Raw genomic sequence first — 26,439 nt, forward strand, 5'->3', positions numbered from 1 at the left:
GTTAAGAGAAAATTATAAAAATATATGTCATAATAAAGATGTCTTTTCTTACATTTCTATTAAGACAACAACATGCAAAAAAGCTTTTTCATGCCAATATGAATGCAAAAATAGTCAGTCAGAATTTTACCTAATTCGACAAATGTCTGATATAATGAAGAAAATATGAAAAACTATAGGGTACAGGAGGATTTACATGACACAATATAAAAAAAGCAGAAGAAGTCACATACGATGGGATCGTTTGGCAATTATTATGGCCGGGATCATCGTTATTGTGGCTGGAATCTTTGTGGGGATCAAGATGTTAGCAACCAATCCATATGAAAAATATGATGCTTATAACGAAAAGACTAAATTATATGGGGAATTGCAACATGATAGTCAGAAGGAAGAAGATGTTTATTATCTATCTGTACATTATCCTGAATATCAAGAAAAAGTGATGAATGATCTTGTCGCTAACTATCGGAAAAAACATGTAAAAGTAGATAAAAAGCATAGCGGCATGCAATATATTATGGTGGATTATGACAGTAAACTGCTATATGACAGTTATATCACATTAACTTTCCATCAAGTTATTAAAGATGAAAATGATAAAGTCTTAAAGAAAGAAGACGTATCTTATAATTACGATATTAAGCGTAAAAAATTAATGGATGTAAAAGATGTTTTACGCCGTGATTATATTGTGATGCTGAAAAAACTGGCAAAAGAAAATGGTTTTAAAGAAGATCAGATAAAAATTGCAAATTTGAACAGCTTCATTTTGCAGGATAAGAAAGTCTCCTTCTATTTTGACGCAAATGCATCAAAAACATTAGATGTTGTTTATGAAGATCATAAACCATACATAGCTTTGACAAATGCTAAAATTCCTTCTTATTATATGAAAGATCCTATCATCCCAGCTGCGCAGCCGGCTGTGAAAGAAGGAAAGAAATTAATTGCCTTTACCTTTGATGATGGACCGGCTAGTGAAAATACGAAAGCGATTATGGATGAATTTGAAAAATATGGTGGACGAGCAACTTTCTTCATGTTAGGACAAAATGCGGATCTGAATCCAGATTTAGTAAAAGAAGTATATAAACGCGGACATGAAGTTGGTAACCATTCTTGGGATCATTCACAAGGTATCGCTGTAACAAATACGTTAACCAAAAAACAAGTAAGTGAAGAAGTTTATAAACCAAATGATGTCATCTTTAAAGCGACCGGCTTTGAGCCTCGCTATTTCCGTCCGCCTTATGGAGCAATTGGTAATACATTGGATTCCGTATGTGGTTTAGATATGGTTGGTTGGGATATTGATTCCTTGGATTGGCAAAATCATAATCCGGAAATGATGACAAGTATTATTAAAAAAGGGGCTTCCGTTGGTTATGAAGTTGTCTTAATGCACGATATTCATAAAGAGACTGTAGAAGGTGTTAAAAAGGTGTTAAAAGAATTGGATGCACAAGGTTTTCAATTTGTGACAATTGATACCTTGATGAAACAAGATCGTAAATATCTAACGGCTTACAATAATGAGCGAATGCATAATATTGTGATTACTTCCAATGTAGGAAAGTAATACTCACCTTATTCAATTAATCTTTGATTCTTTAAAGAGTTCCAACACAGTGAAATGAACCCCAAAGTTTGGACAATCAAATGAAAGGGGTTCATTTTTAAATGTCAAAACTTACAAGAGAACAAAAAATAGAAATATATAAAAGAAGAAAGCAAGGAGAAAACTTAAAATCATTGTCAAAAGAATATTCTGTTCTTAAGGGTAATATATATTACATGATAAAACTAATAGATGAACATGGTGAAGATATTCTAAGGAAAGATAAGAATAGGCACTACTCTCCTTTATTAAAAGAAGAAATCATAAACAAAGTCTTACATCAACATCACACGATTATGTCCACTGCAATTGAGTATGGACTATCTTCAGATGGTATATTATTTAATTGGATTAAGTCGTATAAAGAGAATGGATATGTTATAGTAGAGAGGAAAAAAGGAAGGCCTCCAACTATGCCAAAGAAAAACATTGTAAATAAAGATTATAAAGATATGACACCAGAGGAAAAGATTAAATATCTTGAAGATAAAAATTTATATTTAGAAGCGGAGAATGAATATTTAAAAAAATTGAGAGCTGTAATTCAGGCAAGGAAGAATCAACAATCAAAGAAAAAGTAGCGGTTGTTTTTGAATTACAGCGTAAATACCCAATTCGTATTCTTCTACATATTTCAAGACTGAAAAGATCTACATATTATTATACTTTATCTAAGACCAATAAGGATATGAAGAACGATAAAGTTATGAACACTATTATTGATATCTACTATACACATAAAGGTCGTTATGGATACCGCAGAATCACGCTAGAATTGATAAATAAAGGGTTTATGATGAATCATAAGAAGGTAAAACGGTTGATGTCTGTGATGGGCTTATATGGCGTTACACCAAAAGCAAAATACAAGTCTTATAAAGGTGATATGAATGGCACTGTAAAAAACCAACTGCTTACACAAGTTATCGATAAAGAAAATCACAAAACTTATTATGAGAGAAATTTTGAAACAACACGGTGCAATCAGAAATGGTCGACAGATGTTTCTGAATTTCATATAGGAGCAGGTAAACTGTATTTATCCCCAATCATCGATTTACATAATCGTGAAATCATATCCTACAGCATATCGAAAAGTCCTAATTTTAAACAAACAAAGGACATGCTTGATCAAGCATTTGACAAACATCTAAACCTTAATGGATTAATCTTTCAATCTGATCAAGGATGGCAATATCAAATGGAAGTTTATCATAAAAGCCTAGAAGAGAAAGGGATTATTCAATCCATGTCACGTAAAGGAAATTGCTTAGATAACTCTCCTATGGAGAATTTCTTTGGTAAGATGAAGAATGAAATGTTTTATGGACATGAATATGAATATAAAACATTAGAAGAATTAGAACTTGCCATGGAAGAATATATTACGTATTATAATACTCAGAGAATAACAACCAAATTAAAAGGATTAACTCCTGTACAATACAGAAATCAATCCTTATTAACTACTTGATTTAGCTTATTTACTTTTTGTCCAAATAATTGGGTTCACTTCACAGGAACTCTTTTTTTCATACATTATGCATATTCAATATCATCATGATGTGAACAAGTAAAGAAACAAAATCTTCCTATGAATCATCATGACAATTGCTTTTTTCAACATCGCTTTTCTCCTCTATCATACGATACTATCATCAACCATGCATTCGCGATACATGTTTCTCATTTCTGTGCTATACTGATAGAAAAGGAGGCATCATGTTATATTAGAGGAACTATTTAATCGTGTTAGTATTCGCCATTATCAAAATCGTGAAGTGGAACAAGCAAAATTAGAAGAAATGTTAAGAGCTGCCATGAATGCACCAACGGCCAGAAACACACAGAGCTGGCGTTTTCTAGTCATCACGAATAGAGAAACATTAAATCATATGACAGAGCTTCAGCCTTATACCGGGATGATGAAAGAAGCCTATTGTGCGATTCTCGTTATGGGAGATCGCAACGCAAATCCAGTCGATGAATATTTGTATGTAGATGCTGCCGCTGCCATTGAAAATATGTTGATTGAAGGTGTGCATCAAGGCCTTGGCACTTGTTGGTGTGCTGTTGGCCCTTCAAAAGAGCGCATTAGCAAGTTTAAAGAGTATTTCCATTTAAAAGATCATCTATTGCCTGTTGCTGTCGTTGCTGTTGGATACAGTGCAGAAGATAAGACAAGAATTGATCAGTATGATCCTGAAAAGGTTAGCTATTATCGATAGTGTTTATGTAAGCATTTCTTTCAACTGATTTCTAATAAGCCCTTCATGATTGAAAAGATGACAAAAAGAAAAAAAGATATAAAAAAGTGTTTAAAAAAACGTAGCACATCATTTCTTTTATAGACAACGTTTTCTTTATTTACGTTGTCTACTTAGAAGTGATCATATCTTTTCATGCTACGTTTTTTCTTATTGCTTATATCATTTCCAATCAGCTTTCAGCATACCTAAAAGCTTTAAATCTGTTTTTTGCGCATGTATACCTAATCTCCGGTATATTGCTTTATCCATGCGGCATCTGCTTCAAAGTTGTCATGCTTTCCATTTTGATAAGTCGCAACCATTAACTTGATGTCATCTTCTTGAATGACAACATATGGAAATTCTGAAATATTTGTGGAAGCGCCACAATTCCCATCCTTATCCATAGCAATCACACTGATCGCATCACAGGTACGATTGGCCATCTGCATGCGTTTTACATGTGCATCTAATACTGTATCGACGGCTGCTTGTACAGACATACCTGCTGCCATGGCATCGACTATGCGAATGGATAAGCATCCACGCATGATATCTTCTCCCAATCCGGTAGCTGCAGCACTTCCATACAGGGCATCACTGTAAAAACCGGAACCGATGATTGGAGAATCTCCTACACGTCCTTCATGTTTCATAAACAATCCGCTGGTAGATACTCCTGCTGCTAGCTCATCCTGACACTTTCCTAGCACACAAACTGTATCATGTCCTTCATATGCTTTTAATTCCATGTCTTCTTTTTGTTTATCTTGCCATCGTTTTTTACTTTGAGGCGTCATGTGATTTTGAAAAGCAAAACCTTCTTCTTGTGCAAAGGCCTCCGCACCCTTGCCTGACAGTAAACAATTTACTTTATAATCACTTAGCTTAGCCGCTACCGCAATTGGACTTTCAACATTTTCAACTTCGATGATACCACCAAAACCAAGCGTATTTCCATTCATATAAGCACTATCCAACTGCACATGTCCCTGCGCATTCGGCAAACCGCCATGTCCAACAGAGATAAATTCTTCTCTAGCTTCTACATCCTGAATAGCAGCTAAGATTGCCGCCTGTACAGAGCCATCCTGCTGCAATATATCTTTTGCCTTCAGCATTCCATCATACGACATTTTCCATGTCGAAATCATTGCCTTATTCATCTTCGATTACCCCTTTTCATACTACTTTATCACGATTGTAAAAGGCCTTACCATTGCTTTTTAACAATAACCTTTTACCATTTTAACGCTGTTATCATAGCATAAATCCATACACTTGCAAAGTTACAATTGACATCAGAAACTAGATGAGATGCTTCATCCTTACACAAATTACTCCTATAGAGAAAGTAACACGCCTTCTTATCCCCCCTATGCGCTATACCTTTATGATGGCATGTGTATAGCTATCGAATGTCCTTTTTGCCTTTTACTAAGAAATTTTAGATTCCCATAAAGAAAGAAAAAGCTCTCCGTTCAAACGCTGCTAACGTTTGCCAAGAGAGCACATCAATTATAACAATGGGTCAATCGTTCCTGTGTTGATGCTGCGCAATGTTTCACAGCTAGCATCAAATTTTGCCTGATCAACTTCATTTAATTCTAATTTTACAATTTCACGAATACCTTTGCGGTTGATAATAGCAGGAACACCAATATATAAGCCTTCCTGGCCATATTCACCTTCCTGATATGCAGAAATTGTTAAGATCACATTTTCATCGTCCAAGATAGCATGCACCAAACGATTCAAAGAAAGCCCGATTCCATAATACGTAGAACGTTTCCGTTTGATAATTTCATAACCAGCCTGCTGTACCTGTGTATAAATTTCATGCAGATCACTTAAGTCTTTACCTTGTTCATCCAGAATATCTAATAAATTCTTACATCCAACATAGGCATTTGTCCAAGGTACAAAACTGGAATCTCCATGTTCTCCCATAATATAGGCATGAATATTGCTGGAAGATACATCCAGATATTCACTCATCAGATAACGCAATCTGGCAGTATCTAAGATCGTACCAGAACCAATAACTCTTTCTTTTGGTAAACCACTTACTTTTTGAGCAACATAGGTCATGCTGTCAACCGGATTGCTGGCAACTACAATAATACCATCAAAGCCTGATTTCATGATGTTTTCAGTCACGCTTTTTAAGATCATCGTGTCTTTGGCCGCAATATCCAGACGACTTTCGCCTTCCTTCATCGTAACACCGGCTGTAATCACAACGATGCTTGCATCTTTACATTCTTCATAACCACCAGCTTTGATCGTCATTTTTCCACGTGCATAAGGAAGTCCATGCTGTAAGTCCATCGCTTCTCCTACAGCTTTATCATGATTAACATCAATCAAAACCAATTCATCAATACCGCCAGTGTTTAAGAAGCTGTATGCCATACTCATACCGACAAAGCCGGTACCTACCAATACTAATTTTCTTTTCTCATTCATATTCAAGTCCTCCTTTTTTACTATGTCCATGATTTTTAAAACCATACACAGTGTCTTTATGATGTTATCTTTAACTAACACAAGTATAGCATGTTTCTAACGGAAAGAACATATTAATGATTTCCCTTTTTCATGCAGAAAATGACCTATTCTTCCTTTTTATGCCATATTTTTTATATATTACTTATGCTTCTTGCGCCATTCCTCAATCTGCTTCATACGTGCAGTGACCTTACTCTCAGAACCTTGCATGGTGGGTTCATAATAAATCGTTCCCTGTAAAGTAGGTGGCAAACATTGCATGGTTGTCAGCTTATCCTCATAATCATGCGCATACTGGTATCCTTCCCCATAATGAAGTTCCTTCATTAATTTAGTCGGCGCATTGCGAATTTGTAGTGGTACTGGTTCACTAATCATCTTTAAAGCATCTTCTTTCGCATGTTCATAAGCCATATATAAAGCATTGCTTTTAGGTGCTAAGGATAAATAAGTAACAGCATGTGTCAGATGTACACTGCATTCAGGCATCCCGATAAAATGACATGCCTGATATGCCGCCACACAGATTTCTAGTGCCCGACTATCAGCCATACCAACATCCTCACTGGCAAAGCGTACCAATCTTCTTGCCACATACAATGGATCTTCTCCAGCCTCTAACATACGTGCAAGCCAGTAAATAGCTGCCTGCACATCACTGTTGCGCATGGATTTATGCAAAGCGCTGATTAGATTATAATGTTCTTCCCCTTTTTTATCATACAATAAGGATTTTTGATGGATGCACTGCTCCAGCGTTTCTTTTGTGACAAGATACCCTTCATCTGTTTTTTCCGCATTCAATACGACCATTTCCAAGGTATTCAAAGCGACTCTGGCATCTCCATTGGCAAACTGGGCAATCATATCCAACATGCTATCTTCCATCTGCACATTTAAAGTTCCAAAGCCTTTTTCATCCTGTAACGCATGTTGTAATAATTCCACTAAATCACTGGTTTCCAAACCTTTTAAAACAAATACTTTACATCGCGATAAGAGGGCAGAATTAATCTCAAAGGAAGGGTTTTCCGTTGTCGCTCCAATTAAGATGATGCTGCCTTTTTCCACATAAGGTAAAAAAGCATCCTGTTGTGCCTTGTTAAAACGATGAATCTCATCTACGAATAAAATAGTTCGTTTTCCAAACGCTCTGGCATCACTTGCTTCTTTCATGACTTGTTTGATTTCTCGTATGCCACTTGTGACAGCACTAAAATCAATAAAGCGGGATTGTGTCTTATGAGCGATGATCCTAGCCAAAGTTGTCTTACCAACACCGGGTGGACCCCAGAAAATCATACTGGTTACTTGATCTTTTTCAATTAGATTCCATAGGACCTTTCCTTTACCAATCAGATGTTTTTGCCCTACATAATCTTCTAAGCTCTGTGGTCGTAATCGACTTGCCAAAGGATCTTGTAAATCCTGATAAAACAAGGATTCTTGTTCCATGCACATCACTTCCTTAACTGCTTTCATTATAGCACATTTTAGCGAAAGCTTACGTGCCAGCTAAACTCATGTCACAATTCTTTCACATCCTAGATTAGTTAAATTGCTTTCTTACGACCAAAAACCTTTTTCTTATCAGAAATCTTTTTTACGCTATCGCTCATTCTATATCATGCAAGTTTCTCATACCGTTTTCTTCCTTTTGCCTAAGCTACCGTTTCCTCCCTGCATAACAACAAATTCTTTATTTTCATCTTCATCTTTACGTTCATCTTTTAGGACTTTTTCTTTTCCCAACTACTTATCAACCCTTCTACTTATCAACCCTTCTACTTATCAACCCTTCTACTTTTCATTCACCTTCATCATCTTCCTCATCCACAACAACAGGTAGGCAAGCTATGACCACTTCCATAATGTTGTTGCGCTTCTACTTCCGTAAAAAACACACTCTTGCCAATTTCTTCCTCAGCGATCCAATTATCCTCATCGCATAGGACATACGTATCAATCAGAAAAAAAAGCTCTCCCTTCTCTATTTTGATATCGCTCACTTTACCGCATTGAATATGTGAGCCAAGAATATAATATACTACACCGTTTCTTTCTAACATAGGAATCCTCCTGTTTCATCGGTTATAGAATACGAAACTAATTCCTCACTGTCAATTATTCTGCCTGTTAACTCGCTGTTGCATTCGCCTGAACAAAAAAGAAACGATGCTTTTAAAAAATGGTCAACTGGTGCCTGTAATGGTAATTGTTCTCATACTTTCATATGGTTAGCTCCTGTTTGGATAATTGCTCTCCTACTTTCATAGGGAATCGGTTATTCGTTCCTGTGTGGTAATTGTTCTTATACTTTCATTCAAGTAGTAAAACGATCTATCGGTTATAAAATGAACACTGCCTTACCTAATAAGAATTTAATAGCAGCATTCTAATACCACCAAATCTTCATACTTTGTCATAAGAAAAATTCGCTGGTGCATATCGCTATACAAAGCGCTTACATTCTGATATTGTATAACCAGAAAGTGAGAATACATTTCATTTTAATTCTTAATTTTAATTAAATGTAATTCTCAACCTATGGTTGCTCATGAAGCTCTTCATGACTGGCATTGTGTAAATAAGGAGGAAATGTACATGCTTTTTCAAACAACCAAGAAACAAGAAGACCTACGGAAAAAAGTACGCGAATTTGCGGAAAGCGAAGTAAAGCCAATTGCCTTTTTGCTAGATAAGGAAAATGAATTCCCTAGCGAAGCAATTGCCAAATTTGCCGACATGGGAATGATGGGTTTGCCTTATCCCAAAGAATATGGCGGTGCAGGAGCAGATGTCTTAAGCTATGCGATTGCAGTAGAAGAATTATCCAGAGTTGATGGAGGAACCGGTGTCATCTTATCAGCACATGTATCTTTAGGAAGCTATCCAATTTTTGCGTTTGGTAATGAAGAACAAAAACAGAAATATTTAACACCTTTAGCAAAGGGTGAAAAACTTGGTGCTTTTGGGTTAACAGAACCAAATGCCGGTAGTGATGCAGGTGGAACAGAAACAACGGCAGTATTAGAGGGTGATCATTATATCTTAAACGGTGGTAAAATCTTTATTACCAATGCGCCGGTAGCTGATACGTATGTTGTCTTTGCCTCAACAAATCCGGATGCCGGAACACATGGTATCTCTGCTTTCATCGTTGAAAAAGGATGGGAAGGCTTCACCTTTGGAGATCATTACGATAAGATGGGCATTCGCTCTTCTTCCACTGCGGAATTAATCTTTAATAATGTAAAAGTACCAAAAGAAAACCTGTTAGGTAAAGAAGGACAAGGCTTTAAGATTGCAATGGCTACGCTTGATGGCGGTCGTATCGGAATTGCTGCACAGGCATTAGGTATTGCTCAGGGTGCTTATGAACATGCTTTAGAATATGCAAAAGAGCGTATTCAGTTTGGCAAACCAATTGCCCAACAACAGGCAATTTCCTTTAAACTAGCTGATATGGCAACCAAATTACGCTGTGCTAGATTCCTTGTTTACAGTGCTGCTGAATTAAAAGAAGCCCATGAACCTTATGGCATGGAGAGTGCTATGGCTAAACAATATACCTCAGACATCTGCTTAGAGGTTGTCAATGATGCTTTACAGATCTTTGGCGGAAGTGGCTATTTAAAGGGTATGGAAGTCGAACGTGCTTATCGTGATGCGAAAATCTGTACAATCTATGAAGGTACCAATGAGATTCAGCGTGTTGTTATTGCGTCCCATATCATCGGTAAGATGAAAAAAGATGGTAAGGCAAAACGGAAAAAAACATCCATTACCGGTGAACGTAAGAAAATGATCTTCCGTGATGGCACACCAAAAGAACAAGTCGCAAAACTAGTTGAAGCATTGAAGAAAGATGGTTATGATTTCAGTGTAGGTATTGCGATGGATACTCCAATCGTCGATGCGGAACGTGTGATCAGTGCCGGCAAAGGTATTGGGGCAAAAGAAAACATGAAATTAATTGAAGAAGCTGCTAAATCACTAGGTGCTGCGATTGGTTCATCTCGTCCGGTTGCGGAAACTTTGAAATATGTGCCATTAAATCGCTATGTTGGTATGAGTGGACAGAAGTTTAGCGGCAATCTATATGTAGCTTGTGGTATTAGCGGTGCCGGTCAGCATTTAAAAGGTATTAAGGATGCGACAACCATCGTTGCCATCAACAACAATCCAAACGCTCCAATCTTTAAGAATGCCGATTATGGTATTGTAGGTGATTTGATGGAAATCTTACCTTTGTTAGCGGAAGCTTTGGATACGGGTGTAAAACAGCCGGCTCCACCAATGAAGAAGATGAAACGTCCATTTATCAAGAAAGAAGGACCTTCTTATAAACGCTATATCTGCAGTGGCTGCGGCTATGAATATGATATGGAAATCGGCGATCCGGCAAGTGATGTACCTGCAGGAACAACCTTTGATAAACTACCAGAAGAATGGATTTGTCCAGAATGCGGTGAAGAAAAAGAAAACTTCATCGAGATTGAATAGGAGGAAAAAGACGTATGTATTGTGTAAGAAAAGTTGTAGATGATCTGTATTGGGTAGGCGGTAATGACCATCGCTTAGCACTATTTGAAAATATTCATCCGATTCCTCGCGGCGTATCCTATAACTCCTATTTGCTGCTGGATGAAAAAACCGTTCTCTTTGATACCGTAGATTGGTCCATCTGCCGTCAGTTCTTAGAAAATGTGGAACATGTATTAGATGGCCGTGACTTAGATTATTTGGTAATTAATCATATGGAACCTGATCATGGTGCCAGCATTGAAGAAATCTTGTTGCGTTATCCAAATGTTACCATCATTTCCACAGAGAAAAGTATCATGTTGATGCATCAGTTTGGCTTTGATGTTGATGATAAGACCATGACTGTGAAAGAAGGCGATTCCTTTCGCTTCGGTAAACATAACATCGTCTTCGTGGAAGCTCCTATGGTCCATTGGCCGGAAGCAATGGTTAGCTTTGATACAACCGATGGCATTCTCTTCTCTGCCGATGCCTTTGGCTCCTTTGGTGCCTTAGATGGCAAACTGTTTAATGATGAAGTGAACTTTGACCGTGATTGGATTGATGATGCTCGTCGCTATTATACCAACATCGTTGGTAAATACGGTCCACATGTACAAGCCTTGTTAAAGAAAGCCTCCACCTTGGATATCCACTATATCTGTCCGCTACATGGACCGGTATGGCGCAATGACTTTGGCTATCTATTGGATAAATATGATAAATGGAGTCGTTATGAACCAGAAACATGCGGTGTGATGATTGCTTATGCGTCTATGTATGGAAATACTGAAAGTGCTGCTCAGGTATTAGCTGCGAAACTGGCAGAAAAAGGCATGACCAACATTGCCTTATATGATGTATCAAATACCCATGTATCCTACCTCATCAGTGAAACCTTTAAATATAGTCATATCGTTTTAGCAAGTGTTACCTATAATCTAGGTATTTATCCGGTAATGCATGATTATCTGATGCATATGAAGGCATTAAATCTACAGAAGCGTACCGTAGGTATCATTGAAAATGGTTCTTGGGCACCAAAATCCGGTTCTTTGATGAAAGAATTCTTGGATGAAGAGATGAAACAGATGAGCATTCTTAACAGTGAAGTCAATATGATTTCTGCCTTAAATGACAACAATGCAAATGAAGTTGATAATTTAGTAGAAAGCATCCTTGATTCCATGAAAGAAGCATAGATCTTCCACATGCAGGTGGGATGGTATTGATAAGGAAACGATCAATACTGTTACAAAACACATAGGGAAGAAAGATAATAAAAATAGAAGGAAATGGTATATCTGTTTCCTTCTTTTCTTATATGTTAAGGCATATCCTAAATTGTCTTTACATCTTGATGTTATCCTGTTTTATTTGAAGACGCTAAGAAGTACGAGTAAACATATGAGAGGACCTAATATTAAAACTCTCATCTTATAAATCCTCTTTATTTTTTCCTGGGAAATGCTCTGGTAAAAATAAATTCTTCACTACTGGATAAGGCTTCTTGAAAACGATAGCCAAGACCTTGAAACTGCTTGATATCCTCGATATCGGTAATCTGGTGCTCTGCCATATAACGCACCATTTCGCCTCTTGCCATTTTGACATAGACACCTTTTTCTTTTAAAGTATCCTTCGTTTCTTCCATGAAGCGACATTTCACATACCGTATAGCATCACGTTTGTAGCGTGTGATACAACGGCTATATTGCGCACTTGCCAGATCAACGATGACAGAGGATTCTTGGATAAGTTCACGATAGAGCTTATCTTGCCAAAAGGCATAGAGATTGCAAAAGGTGTCTGTACGTAAAAGACTGTTAATTTCCAGACGATAAGGCACTACACCATCCAGTGGTTTTAAGACACCATAAAAACCAGATAAGATACGCAAATGCTTTTGCACATAGGCAAATTGTTCATCACTGAAGATATCCGGTGCCATATACGTGTATTGAATGCCATCATAGGCTAACAGGGCCGGTACAACATTTTGTGTTAACTGCATAGTTTGGAATATCTGATATGCTTCTTGGGCGATACGTTCACTACAGGAAAGAATATGACGTAAAGCACTAACATCCTGCTGTTGCATAATCTTCGCCAATTGCTTGGTTTCCTTTAGCAACTTAGGTGTTCCCTGGGCGTCTAAATAAGCGATATCATTGCGCATGCGTTTCGCTGGTGCAATGCAAATCATCATCTGCATATCCCTCCTTACGTGCCTATTAGCAAATGGAATCATGGCTTAATCATTCTTTACACATAAAATTATTTAAATGAGGTGTTACTCAAGAACTTAAATGAAAAAACTGATGAGTCTCCATCAGTTTTTTAATCGTCATCTTCATCATCATCCTGATATTTGCTAAGAATTATTTTGGCATATTTATAGAATGTTGATTTTTTCATTCCCGTAGCTTTCCGATAAGCCTCTAACGGACGATGCTCACGTTTTAAAGTTATAATTTTTTCTTCAAAGTCTTTTGGAAGCTCTGCAATCGGACGACCATATGCGCCTTTTCCTTCTTCTTTTAAGCGCAATGCATCTTTAATTCCGCGCAATTGTTTTTCTCGATGATCTTCATTCTTCAATGATAAGGTGAAGTAAAACATCGCTAATTCCCGTTCACTGTTCAATGTCAATCCATAAGATTCATCATACAGTGAAATGTTGTTCTCTTTACAGAATGTAAGCTTATCCTGTAAGTCTAAAAGTCCAAATCCAAAACGTTCAATTTTTTTAAAACTAATTTCATCCCCAGGTTTTAACTGCTTTTTAAAATCTTCCCAATACTGCTTTTTGTCTTTTACGTTCTTACATGAAAATTGATATCTCATAGTCCTGCTCCTTGCACAAATTGCTTTCTCATTTGTATTTCTAAATCCTCTATAATTCTATCATAAAATTCTAAATAATGTTCTATTTTCTGCTAATAATTTTAAAAGTTTTCGTATTTTTTTGCATATTTTCTTCTTTATGTAAACTTTAAGATATTTATGTCATTTTTATAGATAATTTTTTTACAAATATTTCCAGAAATTATGTGTAAGGGTATACATTACTTATCTTTTTTCACATCTTTTTGTTCCCTTAAAGCCGTCAATGCTTGATGACGGAAAACGGGTTGTTGCTTATATTCTTGTGAAGAAATTCGATGATGTTCCTCGACCTCTTTTTGAAATTCTCTGGCAGAAATTCTTTGTGCTCCCTGACCGATAACAATTAGCTGTTCCAAACCATCACTTGTTGCGACACGGACACGATACTCCTTTGCCAACTTATGTGTAGCCATCTCGATGTAGTTATCCGCTGTCTGTGAAGTTTTCGTATACACAACATGTATATTTCCGTGCTTTCTGATTGTCTGTGCTGATTGCTTCACGCGATACGCATCAAAGACAAGGATTACCTCACATTTGCGATATCCCTGATAATTATTCAATTTATCAATCAAGCGATCTCTTGCCGCATCCATCTGATCTTTTGCCAATGCACGCAATTCGTCCCAGTCATAAATAATATTATAACCATCGACCAATAGACATTCTGGTAAGATTTTCAGAGTCTTGATTTCCGTAGCAGGTATTTCTTTCCCTGGTTTCCTTTTCGGTTGTTTTTTATCCTTTGGCTTTCCATAAATACTTTCAAAAACACGCTGTAATTCTTTCTCATCAACCTTTGTATTTTCATGTTTGAAACTTGTTTCAGAAGGAGATTGCCTACGTAATGGTAAATGCATATAGTCTTCTACTTTATCCCATGATACCTGATAGCCACTGCCATGCATACAGAATATGGAAGAGGATGGATTATCCAAATCACGTTGTGCATCATAACCAATTTGTGAAATCACATCAGCGGCCTGTTGACATGGACGATAGCCATCCAGAAAACAGCTTAATTTTCCTTTTCCGCCAGTATACGATCGCAATTCAAGTTGGTAAGATTGCATACATGCAACAGGAGCTTCCCCTTCTAAAATACATAGATCCTCATCTTGTGACAAAATAGAAAAATGCGCCTTCATAGACTCTAGATCATAGATGAGACGGCTGAGATGCATCGCTGTCACTTCTGCATGAAAGCGATAATATGGTTCTAAAAGAACGCTTTTTGCTTTCATTAGTCCTTGACGTATCGCACGATATGTCGCCTGCCGAAAATCACCGCCTTCCGTATGTTTCAGATGTGCTTTTCCACATAATAAAGTGATTTTCATATCTGTTATTGGTGATCCACTCAATACTCCGAGATGTTCTTTTTCTTGTATATGATTTAAAATAAGTCGCTGCCAGTGCCGATCCAATTTATCTAATGGAGCAATACTATCTACTTGGATACCACTGCCTGGTGCAAGTGGTTCCAATAGTAAATGAACTTCCGCGTAATGACGCAATGGTTCATAATGACCGACTCCTTCAACTTCCTGTTCTATCGTTTCCTTATAATTCACCATGCCTTCATCAAACGTTACTGAAAGACCCAAACGCTGTGCAATCGTGTATTTCAGTATTTCCATCTGCACTTCACCCATTAGCTGTACACGTATTTCTTTTTTCATCTCTGAATAAGTAATATGTAACTGTGGATCTTCTTCCATTAAGGGAATTAATTTACGCATCGTCGCAAAAGCATCCGTATTCGCAGGTAAAACCATTCGATAATTCATTGCGGCTACACTTTCCACTTCTGTATGATGTTCCTCAAAGCCCAAACCATCTCCTGCCTGCAGCTGACGTATCCCTTTGATAACACAGATTTCACCAGGCAATGCTTCCTGAATCACCTCAAAGCGATTGCCACTATACCGCCGTAATTGATCTACTTTTTCTGTATCACTGATCTTCATTTTCGCTTTCAGGACACCACCACTTACTTTTACATGGGCAAGCCGATTTCCTTGTTCATCATGACTGATTTTATAAATGCGGGCTCCAAACGTATCGCCATATTGTTTTGGCTTGATCCATGTTTTTAAACCATCTAAAAAGGCATCAATACCATCCAATTTTAATGCCGATCCAAAATAACAGGGAAACACCTTTCTTTGCGCAATCGCTGTCTTTATCGCATCTTTTTCAAGAACTCCCTGTGTCAGATACGCTTCCATTAATGCGTCATCACACATCGACACATCTTCCATCAAACTAGCATCCTCTTGCATGAAATCAATACAACGGCTATCTAACTTCTGATTCATTTCTTTTAATAGTTCTTCTTTACTATGATAAGAAATATCCATTTTATTCACAAATACAAAAGTAGGTATCTGATGGGCCTTTAATAGCTGCCATATCGTTTCCGTATGGGCCTGTACCCCATCACTGCCACTGATAATCAAAATAGCATAATCTAAAATTGCTAAAGTCCTCTCCATTTCCGCACTGAAATCGACATGTCCAGGTGTATCCACAAAATTCATATGAAGCTGTTTCCAATGCAAAGCTGCCTGTTTCGCATATATGGTAATACCCCGATTTCTTTCTAGCTCATCATAATCAAGAAATGCATTTTGATGATCTACGCGGCCTAAGTTTCGTATGCTTCCACTGCGATATAACATTGCCTCACTAAGCGTTGTTTTTCCGGCATCCACATGAGCCAACAGACCTGCACAAATATGCATGTTGTTATCTTTTTCCTGTTTGTCCATCTAAATACCTCCTCATCATCTTTTCCCATTATCTGCTACATCTTGCAGTGTTCTATATTCTGTAATATCGGTATGCTGAATTGATCACATACAGGACATTTTTCTCTTCTTTATGCATGGTATCCCTCGATCTAGTTGTACGGTTTTTAAACTATTTTTTTGTGTCATCTGCACATTTCTAAAACTGCTTTATGATTCCCAAGCTATTATATCATTTCCTTTAAAAACCGAAAACAAAGTTTATACATTATGCTCCTTTTGGGTACACATTGATGTGAAGATGAAGAAAGGCTATGCATCTGCACAGCCCTTAACTTTATTCTTTGCCTTCGCCATCTTTTCCATTATCATCTTCTACACCATCAAAACAATAGGTACATAGCTGACATTTATCCAAACCGATTGCCTTTACCATATCGTCAATGCGATGATAGCGCAATGATGTGAAATTAGAACGTTGACAGATTTCGCTACACATCTTTTTATAACGATCACTGTCTGGATTGGCATATTCTGCTAATACCTCATCAGAAACATCGTCACCCTCCAGTTTGCGAATCACCCGACGGGTAATCAGATCCATCTCGGATTTAGAACGTGAGAAGTTGAGATATTTACAGCCAAAGATAATCGGTGGACATGCAGGTCTAACATGAACTTCTTTTGCGCCACTTTCATACAAGAACTCAGTCGTTTCACCTAACTGTGTACCTCGAACAATGGAATCATCTATCAAAAGCAGACGTTTATCTTTGATTTTTTCTTGTACCGGAATCAGTTTCATCTTCGCTATCATTGAGCGCTGTTTCTGACTGGTCGGCATGAAGGAACGTGGCCAGGTTGGCGTATATTTAATGAATGGACGTGCAAATGGTACACCTGATGCATTGGCATAGCCCACGGCATGAGCAATCCCTGAATCAGGAACACCTGCTACACTGTCAACTTCTACATCATCACGATTTGCCAACAGTTCGCCACAGCGATTACGCATACACTCTACATTGACACCTTCATACGTAGAGGTAGGATAACCATAATATACCCATAAGAAACTACAAATTTTCATCTTTTCCAATGGTTTCTGTTTTACTTCAATACGCTGAGGCGTGATAAAAACGATTTCCCCGGGACCTAAATCACGATAATGATGATACCCTAAGTTAAGGAAGGCACTACTTTCAAAGGTTGCACAAAAACCTGTTTCTTTTTCACCAATGACAATCGGAGTTCTTCCTACACGATCTCTAGCGGCATAAATACCTTCTGAAGTCATTAACAGAATGCTCATACTGCCTTTTACAACATCTTGTACATATCGCAGACCTTCGACGATCGTATCTTTATGATTGATAAGAGATGCCACAAGTTCGGTAGGATTCACTTCTCCTGTGCTCATTTCTAAGAAATGCGTAACCCCTTTTTCAAAACACAAATCTTGCAACTCCTGGACATTGTTGATACGTCCGATCGTGGTAATCGCAAAGGAACCTAAATGTGATTTTACCAATAATGGCTGCGCTTCGTTATCAGAAATACAGCCAATGCCGATATTCCCACTGAATTCTTCAATATCTTTCTCAAACTTTGTACGAAATGGTGAATTCTCTATGTTATGGATTGCTCTTCCAAAACCTTTATCACCGTGAATCGCCATTCCACCACGTCTTGTTCCCAGATGGGAATGGTAATCAACGCCAAAAAATACATCTAATACACAGTCTTCTTTCGATGCTACACCAAAAAAACCACTCATAATTACCTCCAATTAAACTCTCTCTTTTTGTAATACGTGTATATTTTACCTTATTTTTTCATGAATGAATATAGAAAATATAATTTTTTCATGGGAATGCTTACATCTTCACAGAAATATAAAAATTTATCTTCTTCATACTGCCTTTCTTGAAAGACACACACTAATTTACTATGCCAATTCTTATGACTTTAAAAGCACATGCAGAAGAAAAGGATAGAATTCTTCTATCCTGTGTAAGATCATAATAGCTTTTTTCGTAATTCTTCACCACTTGCCTCATGCAAATAGGCTGGCGCAATATCAAATACTGTTTTACAGCCGTATTGTCCCTCTTGGGCTAAACGATAGGCTGCTCTGGCATATGCGGTTAACACACTTGACGTGAATTCTGGATTTGAATCTAACGTTAGTTTATACTCTATCACATGTTTATGCTCATCGTGCAATCCTGTGGTACCACTGCGTAAGACAACTCCGCCATGTGGAATGCCTTTATGATGCGCATTCAATTCTTCCTGTGTGATAAAATGCACGGTCGTATCATAATCCGCAAAGTAATTGGGCATCGTTTTGATTTCCTCTTCAATACGCGCAAGATCTGCACCTTCTTTGGCCACGACAAAACATTCCCGTGTATGTTTTTCACGAGCGCTCAACACCGGATGCTCACCATTGCGTACTTTTTCCATTGCTCCTTCTACAGGAATCGTATATTGTCGGGCATCTTGTACACCTTCTATGCGTCGTATCGCATCAGAATGTCCCTGAGATACCCCTTTCCCCCAGAAGGTATAATCATGGCCATGTGGCAAAATCGCCTGTCCATACAAACGATTTAATGAAAATAAGCCCGGATCCCAGCCAACAGAAATTATACTGATATGCTTGCCTTCCATACTTGCTGAATTCACCATAGCAAAATGTTCCGGTATGTTTGCATGTGTATCAAAACTATCAATGACATTAAAATGTTTAGCCAGTTCAGCGGTTTGTTTAGGCAAATCGTTAGCACTGCCTCCACATAAGATTAAAACATCAATTTCATCCTTTTTCTCATATATGCAATCCATGGAATAGACTGGTGCTTGGGTCAATGTCTTTAATGTTGATGGCTCTCTACGCGTAAAAACACCGATAAGCTCCATATCCTTGCTGTTTGTAACTGCACATTCGACACCTTTTCCAAGGTTGCCATATCCTACAATTCCTATTTTCATATGCATTGCTCCTTCCTTACAGCCACTATTTTACCATTTTTTGAAACAACAGTATAGGTTTAATTTCATTTTTATTACAATATTTTCTGAAAATATATGAAGCACTATTTTCAATGCATTATGAAGACGCAATGTATGCATACACCAAACGCCTGAAATTATTCAGGTTATGCAGATGGTATCTATCTTTTAGCGATGCTTCCGTTTGTAATGCAAGAAAGAAAAACCAAGGAAAATACAGATACCAAAACCCATTCCGATAGCCAAGCGATTCCATAAGCGTTCCTTCTCGATTCGTTTTTGTGATGCCGTACTTGCTGGTTGTTTTGTAGTAGGCGTTTTTGTTTCTTCATGATCCTTGCTAGCCCGTTGTGCATAAACAAGATAGCGCTGTTTATTGGTCGGATATGGGTGGCAGGTAATCAAAGTAATCATATCCTTGCCTTCCTGAATCCATACTTTCTCGATTTCATTAGGTTCGATGATTTCTGTCTTCATAACGACATATTGCAAGGTTTCCCAATGATTTCTTATATAAATACGATCTCCCTTTACTAATTTTTCAATATCTTTGAACATCGCTTCCCCTTCATATCCGCCTCGATGCCCTGCAATCACACTGTTTGCGGAAGCTTGGCCTAAGGGCATACTTGTATTGTTAAGTAATGCTAACCCTTTCCGTAAATGCTCTTCACTTGCTCCATGATATATAGGAAGATTTAGCTGCATCTTTGGTATTCGCATAATACCAATTACCGTTTCATCTGTACGATTCGTCTTACTCTTCCATGCATCCTGCACACCTATTTGACCTTCTTGACATAATCGCTTATTATATCTAACCATCTTTTGATACCATTCTTCCCTATCTGTAACACTGTCATTTTCAAATTGTTGAATGACCTGAGCTATCTGATGTTTACGCAGCTGTGTTTGAATATTGGGATACAGACAAATAAGCAGTCCTCCTACTACCATGATTGCGGCAAGTAGATAGTTACGTCCCTTGTTCATGCTTTGCCTTCTTTCTCAATTTTAAAACGCATACCAAACTAAGCAATATGATGATGCCTCCACCTATTATCCATAGGTTTTCCGTTTTCTCTTTTTCTTGCGATGTCACATCCACTTCATGGATGGCTTGTACGCGTTTGCCTCTTACTAACAAGCGATGCGTATTTATTCCATATGGTGTACATGTCATTAAAGTTACATAGTCCTTACCTTTTATGATGCGCAATTTTTCGACTTCTTTGGGTTTTACTACGCGTATCTCATCTACTTCATAGAAAAAAGTTTTATCTAATACCGTTATGCGAAAGGAATCCCCTTTTTCCAACTCATTCAACTTAGTAAACAGTAATGCACTTGGTAAACCTCGATGAGCACATAAAATTGCATGCTGGCTATTTCTTCCAATCGGTAGTGAGGTTCCTTCCAAATGTCCAGCCCCTTTTTTCAAGGCCTCTTCACCACAACCATGATAGATAGGTAAAGATACATTGATTTTACCGATAGTTAAATGGCCCATCACACCGTCATGATTGACATTTAAAACTTCTTCATAATCCTTTGGAAGCACATAGCCGCTACCTTTCACAAAAGGGTCATGTACCGGGTCACCGGAAAGATTTTCATTATATGTAATAGCGGCTTTCCATAACTTCTGTATGTCCTCTTGTTTCTCACGAGCTATGCTTGTCTGATATTGATGAATCACTTTTTTTTGCTGCTCTTCCATATACCAGTTACTGATATGAGGATAAAGGAAAATCCCGGCACCTATCGCTATAAATAGCACAGGTACCAGGAAGGCCGACCATTTTCTTTTCTTATGCATGTCGCTTGCTATTTCTTACAATCACAAGGACACCACCAAGCATAAAGACAATTCCGACTATGCTAAACAATACGGTTCCAGCTCCCCCTGTAATTGGCAGTTGCATATCTTTTGCTTTGCTGTTTTTTACTTTCATTACTACTTTATTCGTTTCTAGTTCCACGGTTCCTTCTAATTCATAAGTCCCTTTTGTTGTTAATGTTACCTCATCTTGTTCTAAACTTCCATTCCCATTTTTATCTTTTAACGCTATCGTTATATCTCCATTCGGTAATACATAGCCACCATCCGGAACCTTTGTTTCTTTTAAGACATAACTTCCTTCATCTATACCCTGTATCGTAAAATGCCCATCAGTTCCTACTGTTAAAACAGTATCCCCCTTTGGATTGATAACATAAGAACCATCTGTTGCTTTTTTAAACTTCAATGAAGTACCATCTTTAGATAACGTAAATTCTGCATTCTTTAAAATATCAGTTCCGCTTTCGCCGACCTTCAATACCTTAATCCCATAAGTATATACCAATTTTTCTGTCGTTTTTTCTTTATAAGATTGTGTATCATAAGGATCGTGATTATATCCAATATAGGCAATATTCTTTAATGCGTCCATCGTTAAGGCTTTATCATTAACCTCAGCATCATAAGTAACCTGTACGTTTAACATAGGATTCGCTTTTATATAAGCTTCTTTGAATACTATTTCAAATGTATAATCAGTTAGCTTAGCCGTTTTTCCAGGATCTTTCTTAACGTCGTAATTGGTTGCGGCTATTTCTTTTCCACTAGCCTCCTTCACGGCAATCGTATCCGGCTTTAAAGTCAATCCTTCTGATAATTTATCACCGATTGCAAAAGTGATAGCACTGGCATCTTCTGGATATGTCGGAATTTGAGCTGTCAGCTGATAGCAGACGCTATCTGTAATAGCTACCGTCGTATCCGTTGGATCAATAACCGTTTTAACAATTGTCGGAGTTGAAGATTTCATAGTAACCGTTTGATCATTCACACTCCATGTCCCTTCCTCTTCGACTGGTGCTATATTGAAACCTGTAGGTGTATAAACCTGTTCTACACCATGTTTTGCGCAAATCAGATAATATCCCAAGCCAATATCCGTTAACGTAACAGAAGGCGCACTGGCAGTAGCCGTTTTCGCTGCTGTTATCGCGATCGTTGAAGGTGAGCGATGAATTTCTGCCGCCATTTTTTCATAAAAGCTTTTTGCTTTTTCCACATCCTCAAGCAAATTCTTGAATTCTGTTGTCACCTCATGGTTCTCTCCTATATAACTAGGATAATTGTCTTTCACCCAATTTTGGACGCCAGTCACCCATGTATATACCGGCGCTTTGGGAGCACCATTTTCTATCTGTATATCAATGATCTTATACATTGACAATTCGGTACCATTTTCAACACCAGTTATGGTTACTTGAACCTTACTGTCTGCACTGATTTCAGCAGAAACATTGCTTGTTTGTGTCATGAGTACCATCCCTATGGCAACCATGGTTGTCAGGACTCGCTTTAACCATTTATTTTTCATTTTCATTCTCCTCCACGTTCCTTTAATTTTTTCTTTTTTCTCCAAAACAGCAGACTACCATAGAAAATACATCCTAATCCAAGCAGATAAAGGTGTTCATCATAGCCGATACTTCCTGTGATCGGTATTTCTTTTAATCGATAATTCATGAGTTCAAAAGATTCATCTTCTTTTCTTTCAAAAGCAGGAGGATTATCCAAACTACCTGTAATTTGAAAAGCCTTTTGTTGTGTATCGTATGCCAACATCCATTGCCCTGCTGGTAGTACATAACCGATTGGTGCCATATATTCTACAAGACGATACTGTTTTTCTATATTTAAACCGGTTAACTTGACACTGCCATCACTTTCCTGCGATATAGCGATTGAACGTTTTTTCCAACATGGATCATTCGATACTACGTTGCCATCTTGATCAAGCTTTACTATATCTTTTGCATGATCATGCGCATCACTCTTACAATTCAGCTCATATGCAGCAAACTTCGCATTTGCCAACTTATTTCCCTCTTCATCTATTTTATAAAACAAGAAATCGGCTGTTGTAATATCCAATTCGTGATACGTTGTTTCGCTTTCTTTTTCAAAAGAATGCTGATGAACCTCGATGATTTTCGCCGTATTTACAAATAGAGTATCATCGCCATTATCAGTTACTTTGGTAGGAATGACAAAATGGAGCTCTTGCTCAGCCTGCAGCGCTTCAATTGTAAAGATCAGCTTCTGTTTGTTTTTAGCATCTTGCATCACCTCTACAAATTGCGAATCTTTCACAAGTTGCTGTTTTGTGGAATCATTACCCAAATACCACGCAATAGCATCCAATTGGATATCCAATCCTGAAGGCAGGATATCCTCCACCTTAATAGCATTCAATAAGAAAGATGTTTCCCCATTTTTTACACTGATATCATAGTTGATTTCATCATGCTTTTTCACCTTTGCCGGATGATCCTGAGTTCCGGAGGCAGGTGTTGATGTTTTATGGATTTCCATTTCAGGTTCACGTATAGCCACCGTTGTTTCCGTTGTTTCTAATAAAGAATCTTGCCACTCAACATTGGAAACCTGTGTGTTTGCATTTACCCATGAGGTATTGTATGCCAATATCTTCTTTTCCATATCTTGCTTTATTATATCAATTGGTGCCTTCATATGAAGAATCGCAGAGACTTGTTGCTGTGATTCTAATACAAACGGCGTTCCTTCTACGGTATTACGCATATCAATAGCAACTGCTGTAACTTTTGACATATCCGCTGGTTTTTCTGCACTCCATATTGTCTCATCTTCAATATTGGCATCCCCTTTTAAACCGGCATCATCATGAGATAATATGATATCTTTTTTCATGGAATATAAAACCTTAGCATCCACACCTTTACGAAGCGCCGATGACACATCAACACTTTGTAAAGTTCCTTTCCAATGTTCTCTTTCTCCAGCATTATTTTCCAAAACATCAAATAAAACTAAATTATTAGCTTTCGCTGTATCTTGTGAAGAATACTGTAAACGATAACTATAGCTATCGCCCGTTAATACTTCTGTGGAAGCTGCATATTTCAATTCCTGTTGGTTTTTCACAGACTTAAAGAACCCTAATTTTGAAAATGTATCCCCTGTAAGACTCGTCGAAACAGAAGCATACAAAGTATCTTTCTGAGCACTTTCCCCCGCTTTTCCATCTTCGTCGATATCAATGAACCATTTTTGATCAGAAAATAATGCATCCGGCATATCCGGATAGCCATTTGTTATACTTTCATTACCAGATTTGTAGGCAATACTATTGCTTATATTTCTTCCAAAATCAAAACAAGATTCCCAAGGATAATACCCATGATATTGTAACAGAAAACCACTTTCCCATTCCCAGCCATTAGGTTGAATATTTGTATATTTTATACTATTTTTTTCACCTGGTTTCATACTTACCTGAATGATCATCATGGTTCTTCCGGAGTTCTTCCAATTTTCTTTTATTTGTACCGTAAAATCACATGGTTTATCTGGTAAAAAAGTAGTACCACCCTGTCGATATACAGTAGTCACTTTAATCTTTCCTACATCTACATACATTCCTTTTGGTAATAAATCATAAAACGTTCCTGACTTTTGTTCTTTGAGCGTTCCATTATCTGATGCTTCATCAAAGGGATCGGCATAATTTGAATATGCTGCCTCATATGCATAGCTCTGATACTCAATATCGTATTGTTGATTTTTTGTATCATTTGTCGTTTTAACTATTTCTTTCTGCATATTGCTGGTTGTTGGATAACCTTCTAAAAGAACCCAAGCTTTGCTATGATTTCCTAACGCACCTTCCATACAATATTCTGCTTTATCTCTTTCTATCATCTGTTCTTTTATTTTTTCAGAGCCTTCAATGGTAAGGGTATTTTTCTGGTTTACCCATTTCCCATTACTATCAAATATTCTGCCCGAATTTATGTTATAGAGCATAATCGAATCTTTTCCCTCAATCAGACTAGCAACATGGGCGGTTTTTCTTAATTGAATGCGAATATCTAAATTCAATTTGTTTTTAAAATATTTTGATTCGTGTTCTAATTTCAATGCAATAATCCCTGCTGGCAATTTTACTGTATTATTTCTATCAATGTTTTCAAATACTTTACCATCGTTATCTATAAAATTAAATATTTTATTGCCAACACATATAAACTTTCCTAATTTTATCCATTCACCATCAAAGCTTTTTCTACCATATAGATCAGCAGGTTCCCAATTCCCATATTCCGTATTTTCATTAAATAGATAGCCTCCTATATCCTCATTCGCCGTCATATCAAACTCATTGATAACCACATGCACAGCGCTAAATACATAATCGTTCTCTTGCAGTCGCTCATCCTCTAATGTAACAAAATCATCTACTAATTCGGTTTTATAGCTCTTTTTCCCATAACTATCCAAAACATTGTCAGGCAATCCATCGCCTTTGGTATAAATACCTCCATCCGTTGTCATTTCATTCGCCCAATGCCCCTGTAATTCAGGTAATTCATCATTTATATGAGCTTGTTCCATTAAATTGAAGAAACCCGGTGCGTTGCCGCCCCAACATATATAATTATGAAATCCCTTATTAATCCAACTGTTCCCTTCAGGGTATTTAAAGTTAAAATCTACATAACTGTAACTTGCATCAGCACTTTTTTCCTGATCGAGCGTAGGCATTTCATTAGGATATAAATCAATAACTTTTGCAAACACCTTATTTTTATATAGCGAATTTTTGATTGCATCTTTCCTTGGATATTTCACTAATACATGGGTGATAAAATATGGTGTTTCTAGTTGTGCTTCATCCCCTTGGATCATAAAGTCCTCTTCCCCTATATGAAATACGTTGTTTCCAAATGTATCACCAGGTTCAATTTTGGAAAAATAAGGGTCATACCAGCCTAAAATAGTGTGCTGTATCGTTGATATTTAACATTACTACTGCATCTTATTCAGATGCAG

General features: G+C 37.4%; 18 protein-coding genes. 5 read left to right on the top strand and 13 right to left on the bottom strand.

The annotated features are described in order from the left end of the window. The first annotated feature begins 196 nt into the window (after nt 1-196). The 3 genes from AC1VS3_RS08765 to AC1VS3_RS08775 all read left to right on the top strand — a co-directional run bounded on the left by AC1VS3_RS08765 (nt 197) and on the right by AC1VS3_RS08775 (nt 3,849). Nucleotides 197-1,582, top strand: a complete 1,386-nt coding sequence (locus AC1VS3_RS08765; protein WP_008687408.1) for a polysaccharide deacetylase family protein — start codon at nt 197-199, stop codon at nt 1,580-1,582. Between the two features lie 101 nt (nt 1,583-1,683). Next, a protein-coding gene (locus AC1VS3_RS08770; RefSeq protein ID WP_119957509.1) for an IS3 family transposase occupies nt 1,684-3,095 on the top strand; the annotation gives its coding sequence in 2 pieces (ribosomal slippage) (nt 1,684-2,187 and nt 2,190-3,095; 1,410 coding nt in all). A 283-nt stretch (nt 3,096-3,378) separates the two neighbouring features. After that, nucleotides 3,379-3,849, top strand: coding sequence for a nitroreductase family protein (locus AC1VS3_RS08775; RefSeq protein ID WP_481275607.1), 471 nt, complete (start codon nt 3,379-3,381; stop codon nt 3,847-3,849). Nucleotides 3,850-4,112: 263 nt separating this feature from the next. Here AC1VS3_RS08775 and AC1VS3_RS08780 read toward each other — a convergent pair whose 3' ends face one another. The 4 genes from AC1VS3_RS08780 to AC1VS3_RS08795 all read right to left on the bottom strand — a co-directional run bounded on the left by AC1VS3_RS08780 (nt 4,113) and on the right by AC1VS3_RS08795 (nt 8,450). Further along, nucleotides 4,113-5,036 (bottom strand): isoaspartyl peptidase/L-asparaginase, encoded by a 924-nt coding sequence (locus AC1VS3_RS08780; RefSeq protein ID WP_008687400.1) that lies wholly within the window; start codon nt 5,034-5,036, stop codon nt 4,113-4,115. A gap of 352 nt (nt 5,037-5,388) precedes the next feature. Further along, entirely contained in the window at nt 5,389-6,339 is a 951-nt protein-coding gene (locus AC1VS3_RS08785) for an L-lactate dehydrogenase (protein ID WP_008687399.1), read from the bottom strand. Nucleotides 6,340-6,519: 180 nt separating this feature from the next. Further along, nucleotides 6,520-7,836 carry a replication-associated recombination protein A gene (locus AC1VS3_RS08790; protein WP_008687397.1) on the bottom strand — a complete coding sequence of 439 codons (1,317 nt, stop codon included), beginning with the start codon at nt 7,834-7,836 and terminating at the stop codon, nt 6,520-6,522. Nucleotides 7,837-8,210: 374 nt separating this feature from the next. Beyond that, nucleotides 8,211-8,450 carry a hypothetical protein gene (locus AC1VS3_RS08795; RefSeq protein WP_008687395.1) on the bottom strand — a complete coding sequence of 80 codons (240 nt, stop codon included), beginning with the start codon at nt 8,448-8,450 and terminating at the stop codon, nt 8,211-8,213. 535 nt (nt 8,451-8,985) lie between these two features. Between AC1VS3_RS08795 and AC1VS3_RS08800 the strand changes: the two genes are divergently transcribed. Together AC1VS3_RS08800 and AC1VS3_RS08805 are read left to right on the top strand one after the other, a co-directional pair. Next, on the top strand, nt 8,986-10,887 hold the full coding sequence (locus AC1VS3_RS08800; protein ID WP_008687394.1) for an acyl-CoA dehydrogenase family protein: 1,902 nt from the start codon (nt 8,986-8,988) through the stop codon (nt 10,885-10,887). Nucleotides 10,888-10,901: 14 nt separating this feature from the next. Continuing rightward, the gene (locus AC1VS3_RS08805; RefSeq protein WP_008687391.1) at nt 10,902-12,110 is read left to right on the top strand and encodes an FprA family A-type flavoprotein; all 1,209 of its coding nucleotides are present in this window, start codon (nt 10,902-10,904) and stop codon (nt 12,108-12,110) included. A 248-nt stretch (nt 12,111-12,358) separates the two neighbouring features. Here the strand turns inward: AC1VS3_RS08805 and yaaA are convergent, their stop codons facing one another. The 9 genes from yaaA to AC1VS3_RS08850 form a co-directional block, all read right to left on the bottom strand. After that, nucleotides 12,359-13,117, bottom strand: a complete 759-nt coding sequence (gene yaaA / locus AC1VS3_RS08810; protein WP_008687390.1) for a peroxide stress protein YaaA — start codon at nt 13,115-13,117, stop codon at nt 12,359-12,361. A 131-nt stretch (nt 13,118-13,248) separates the two neighbouring features. Continuing rightward, on the bottom strand, nt 13,249-13,755 hold the full coding sequence (locus tag AC1VS3_RS08815; protein WP_008687389.1) for a hypothetical protein: 507 nt from the start codon (nt 13,753-13,755) through the stop codon (nt 13,249-13,251). A 221-nt stretch (nt 13,756-13,976) separates the two neighbouring features. Next, on the bottom strand, nt 13,977-16,571 hold the full coding sequence (locus AC1VS3_RS08820) for a translation factor GTPase family protein (RefSeq protein ID WP_008687388.1): 2,595 nt from the start codon (nt 16,569-16,571) through the stop codon (nt 13,977-13,979). A 316-nt stretch (nt 16,572-16,887) separates the two neighbouring features. Continuing rightward, nucleotides 16,888-18,327, bottom strand: a complete 1,440-nt coding sequence (locus tag AC1VS3_RS08825) for an amidophosphoribosyltransferase (protein WP_008687387.1) — start codon at nt 18,325-18,327, stop codon at nt 16,888-16,890. A gap of 242 nt (nt 18,328-18,569) precedes the next feature. Next, the gene (locus tag AC1VS3_RS08830; protein WP_008979490.1) at nt 18,570-19,553 is read right to left on the bottom strand and encodes a diaminopimelate dehydrogenase; all 984 of its coding nucleotides are present in this window, start codon (nt 19,551-19,553) and stop codon (nt 18,570-18,572) included. 183 nt (nt 19,554-19,736) lie between these two features. Continuing rightward, nucleotides 19,737-20,561 carry a class C sortase gene (locus AC1VS3_RS08835; protein ID WP_008687385.1) on the bottom strand — a complete coding sequence of 275 codons (825 nt, stop codon included), beginning with the start codon at nt 20,559-20,561 and terminating at the stop codon, nt 19,737-19,739. Continuing rightward, nucleotides 20,545-21,387: a class C sortase gene (locus AC1VS3_RS08840; protein WP_008687384.1), complete on the bottom strand. Its 843-nt coding sequence runs from the start codon at nt 21,385-21,387 to the stop codon at nt 20,545-20,547. Before AC1VS3_RS08840 ends, AC1VS3_RS08835 begins: the two co-directional genes overlap by 17 nt. Next, nucleotides 21,380-22,942, bottom strand: a complete 1,563-nt coding sequence (locus AC1VS3_RS08845) for an isopeptide-forming domain-containing fimbrial protein (RefSeq protein WP_008687382.1) — start codon at nt 22,940-22,942, stop codon at nt 21,380-21,382. Before AC1VS3_RS08845 ends, AC1VS3_RS08840 begins: the two co-directional genes overlap by 8 nt. 2 nt (nt 22,943-22,944) lie before the next feature. Further along, nucleotides 22,945-26,295 (bottom strand): SpaA isopeptide-forming pilin-related protein, encoded by a 3,351-nt coding sequence (locus tag AC1VS3_RS08850; RefSeq protein ID WP_481275606.1) that lies wholly within the window; start codon nt 26,293-26,295, stop codon nt 22,945-22,947. Between the last annotated feature and the right edge of the window lie 144 nt (nt 26,296-26,439).

Source organism: Longicatena sp., from assembly GCF_982403165.1.

Bases quoted from the DNA above. Each gene is read 5' to 3' on its own strand.
- AC1VS3_RS08765 (WP_008687408.1), top strand. From the start codon at position 197: ATGACACAATATAAAAAAAGCAGAAGAAGTCACATACGATGGGATCGT.
- AC1VS3_RS08780 (WP_008687400.1), bottom strand. From the start codon at position 5,036: ATGAATAAGGCAATGATTTCGACATGGAAAATGTCGTATGATGGAATG.
- AC1VS3_RS08785 (WP_008687399.1), bottom strand. From the start codon at position 6,339: ATGAATGAGAAAAGAAAATTAGTATTGGTAGGTACCGGCTTTGTCGGT.
- AC1VS3_RS08790 (WP_008687397.1), bottom strand. From the start codon at position 7,836: ATGGAACAAGAATCCTTGTTTTATCAGGATTTACAAGATCCTTTGGCA.
- AC1VS3_RS08795 (WP_008687395.1), bottom strand. From the start codon at position 8,450: ATGTTAGAAAGAAACGGTGTAGTATATTATATTCTTGGCTCACATATT.
- AC1VS3_RS08800 (WP_008687394.1), top strand. From the start codon at position 8,986: ATGCTTTTTCAAACAACCAAGAAACAAGAAGACCTACGGAAAAAAGTA.
- AC1VS3_RS08805 (WP_008687391.1), top strand. From the start codon at position 10,902: ATGTATTGTGTAAGAAAAGTTGTAGATGATCTGTATTGGGTAGGCGGT.
- yaaA (WP_008687390.1), bottom strand. From the start codon at position 13,117: ATGATGATTTGCATTGCACCAGCGAAACGCATGCGCAATGATATCGCT.
- AC1VS3_RS08815 (WP_008687389.1), bottom strand. From the start codon at position 13,755: ATGAGATATCAATTTTCATGTAAGAACGTAAAAGACAAAAAGCAGTAT.
- AC1VS3_RS08820 (WP_008687388.1), bottom strand. From the start codon at position 16,571: ATGGACAAACAGGAAAAAGATAACAACATGCATATTTGTGCAGGTCTG.
- AC1VS3_RS08825 (WP_008687387.1), bottom strand. From the start codon at position 18,327: ATGAGTGGTTTTTTTGGTGTAGCATCGAAAGAAGACTGTGTATTAGAT.
- AC1VS3_RS08830 (WP_008979490.1), bottom strand. From the start codon at position 19,553: ATGCATATGAAAATAGGAATTGTAGGATATGGCAACCTTGGAAAAGGT.
- AC1VS3_RS08835 (WP_008687385.1), bottom strand. From the start codon at position 20,561: ATGAACAAGGGACGTAACTATCTACTTGCCGCAATCATGGTAGTAGGA.
- AC1VS3_RS08840 (WP_008687384.1), bottom strand. From the start codon at position 21,387: ATGCATAAGAAAAGAAAATGGTCGGCCTTCCTGGTACCTGTGCTATTT.
- AC1VS3_RS08845 (WP_008687382.1), bottom strand. From the start codon at position 22,942: ATGAAAAATAAATGGTTAAAGCGAGTCCTGACAACCATGGTTGCCATA.
- AC1VS3_RS08850 (WP_481275606.1), bottom strand. From the start codon at position 26,295: ATGATCCAAGGGGATGAAGCACAACTAGAAACACCATATTTTATCACC.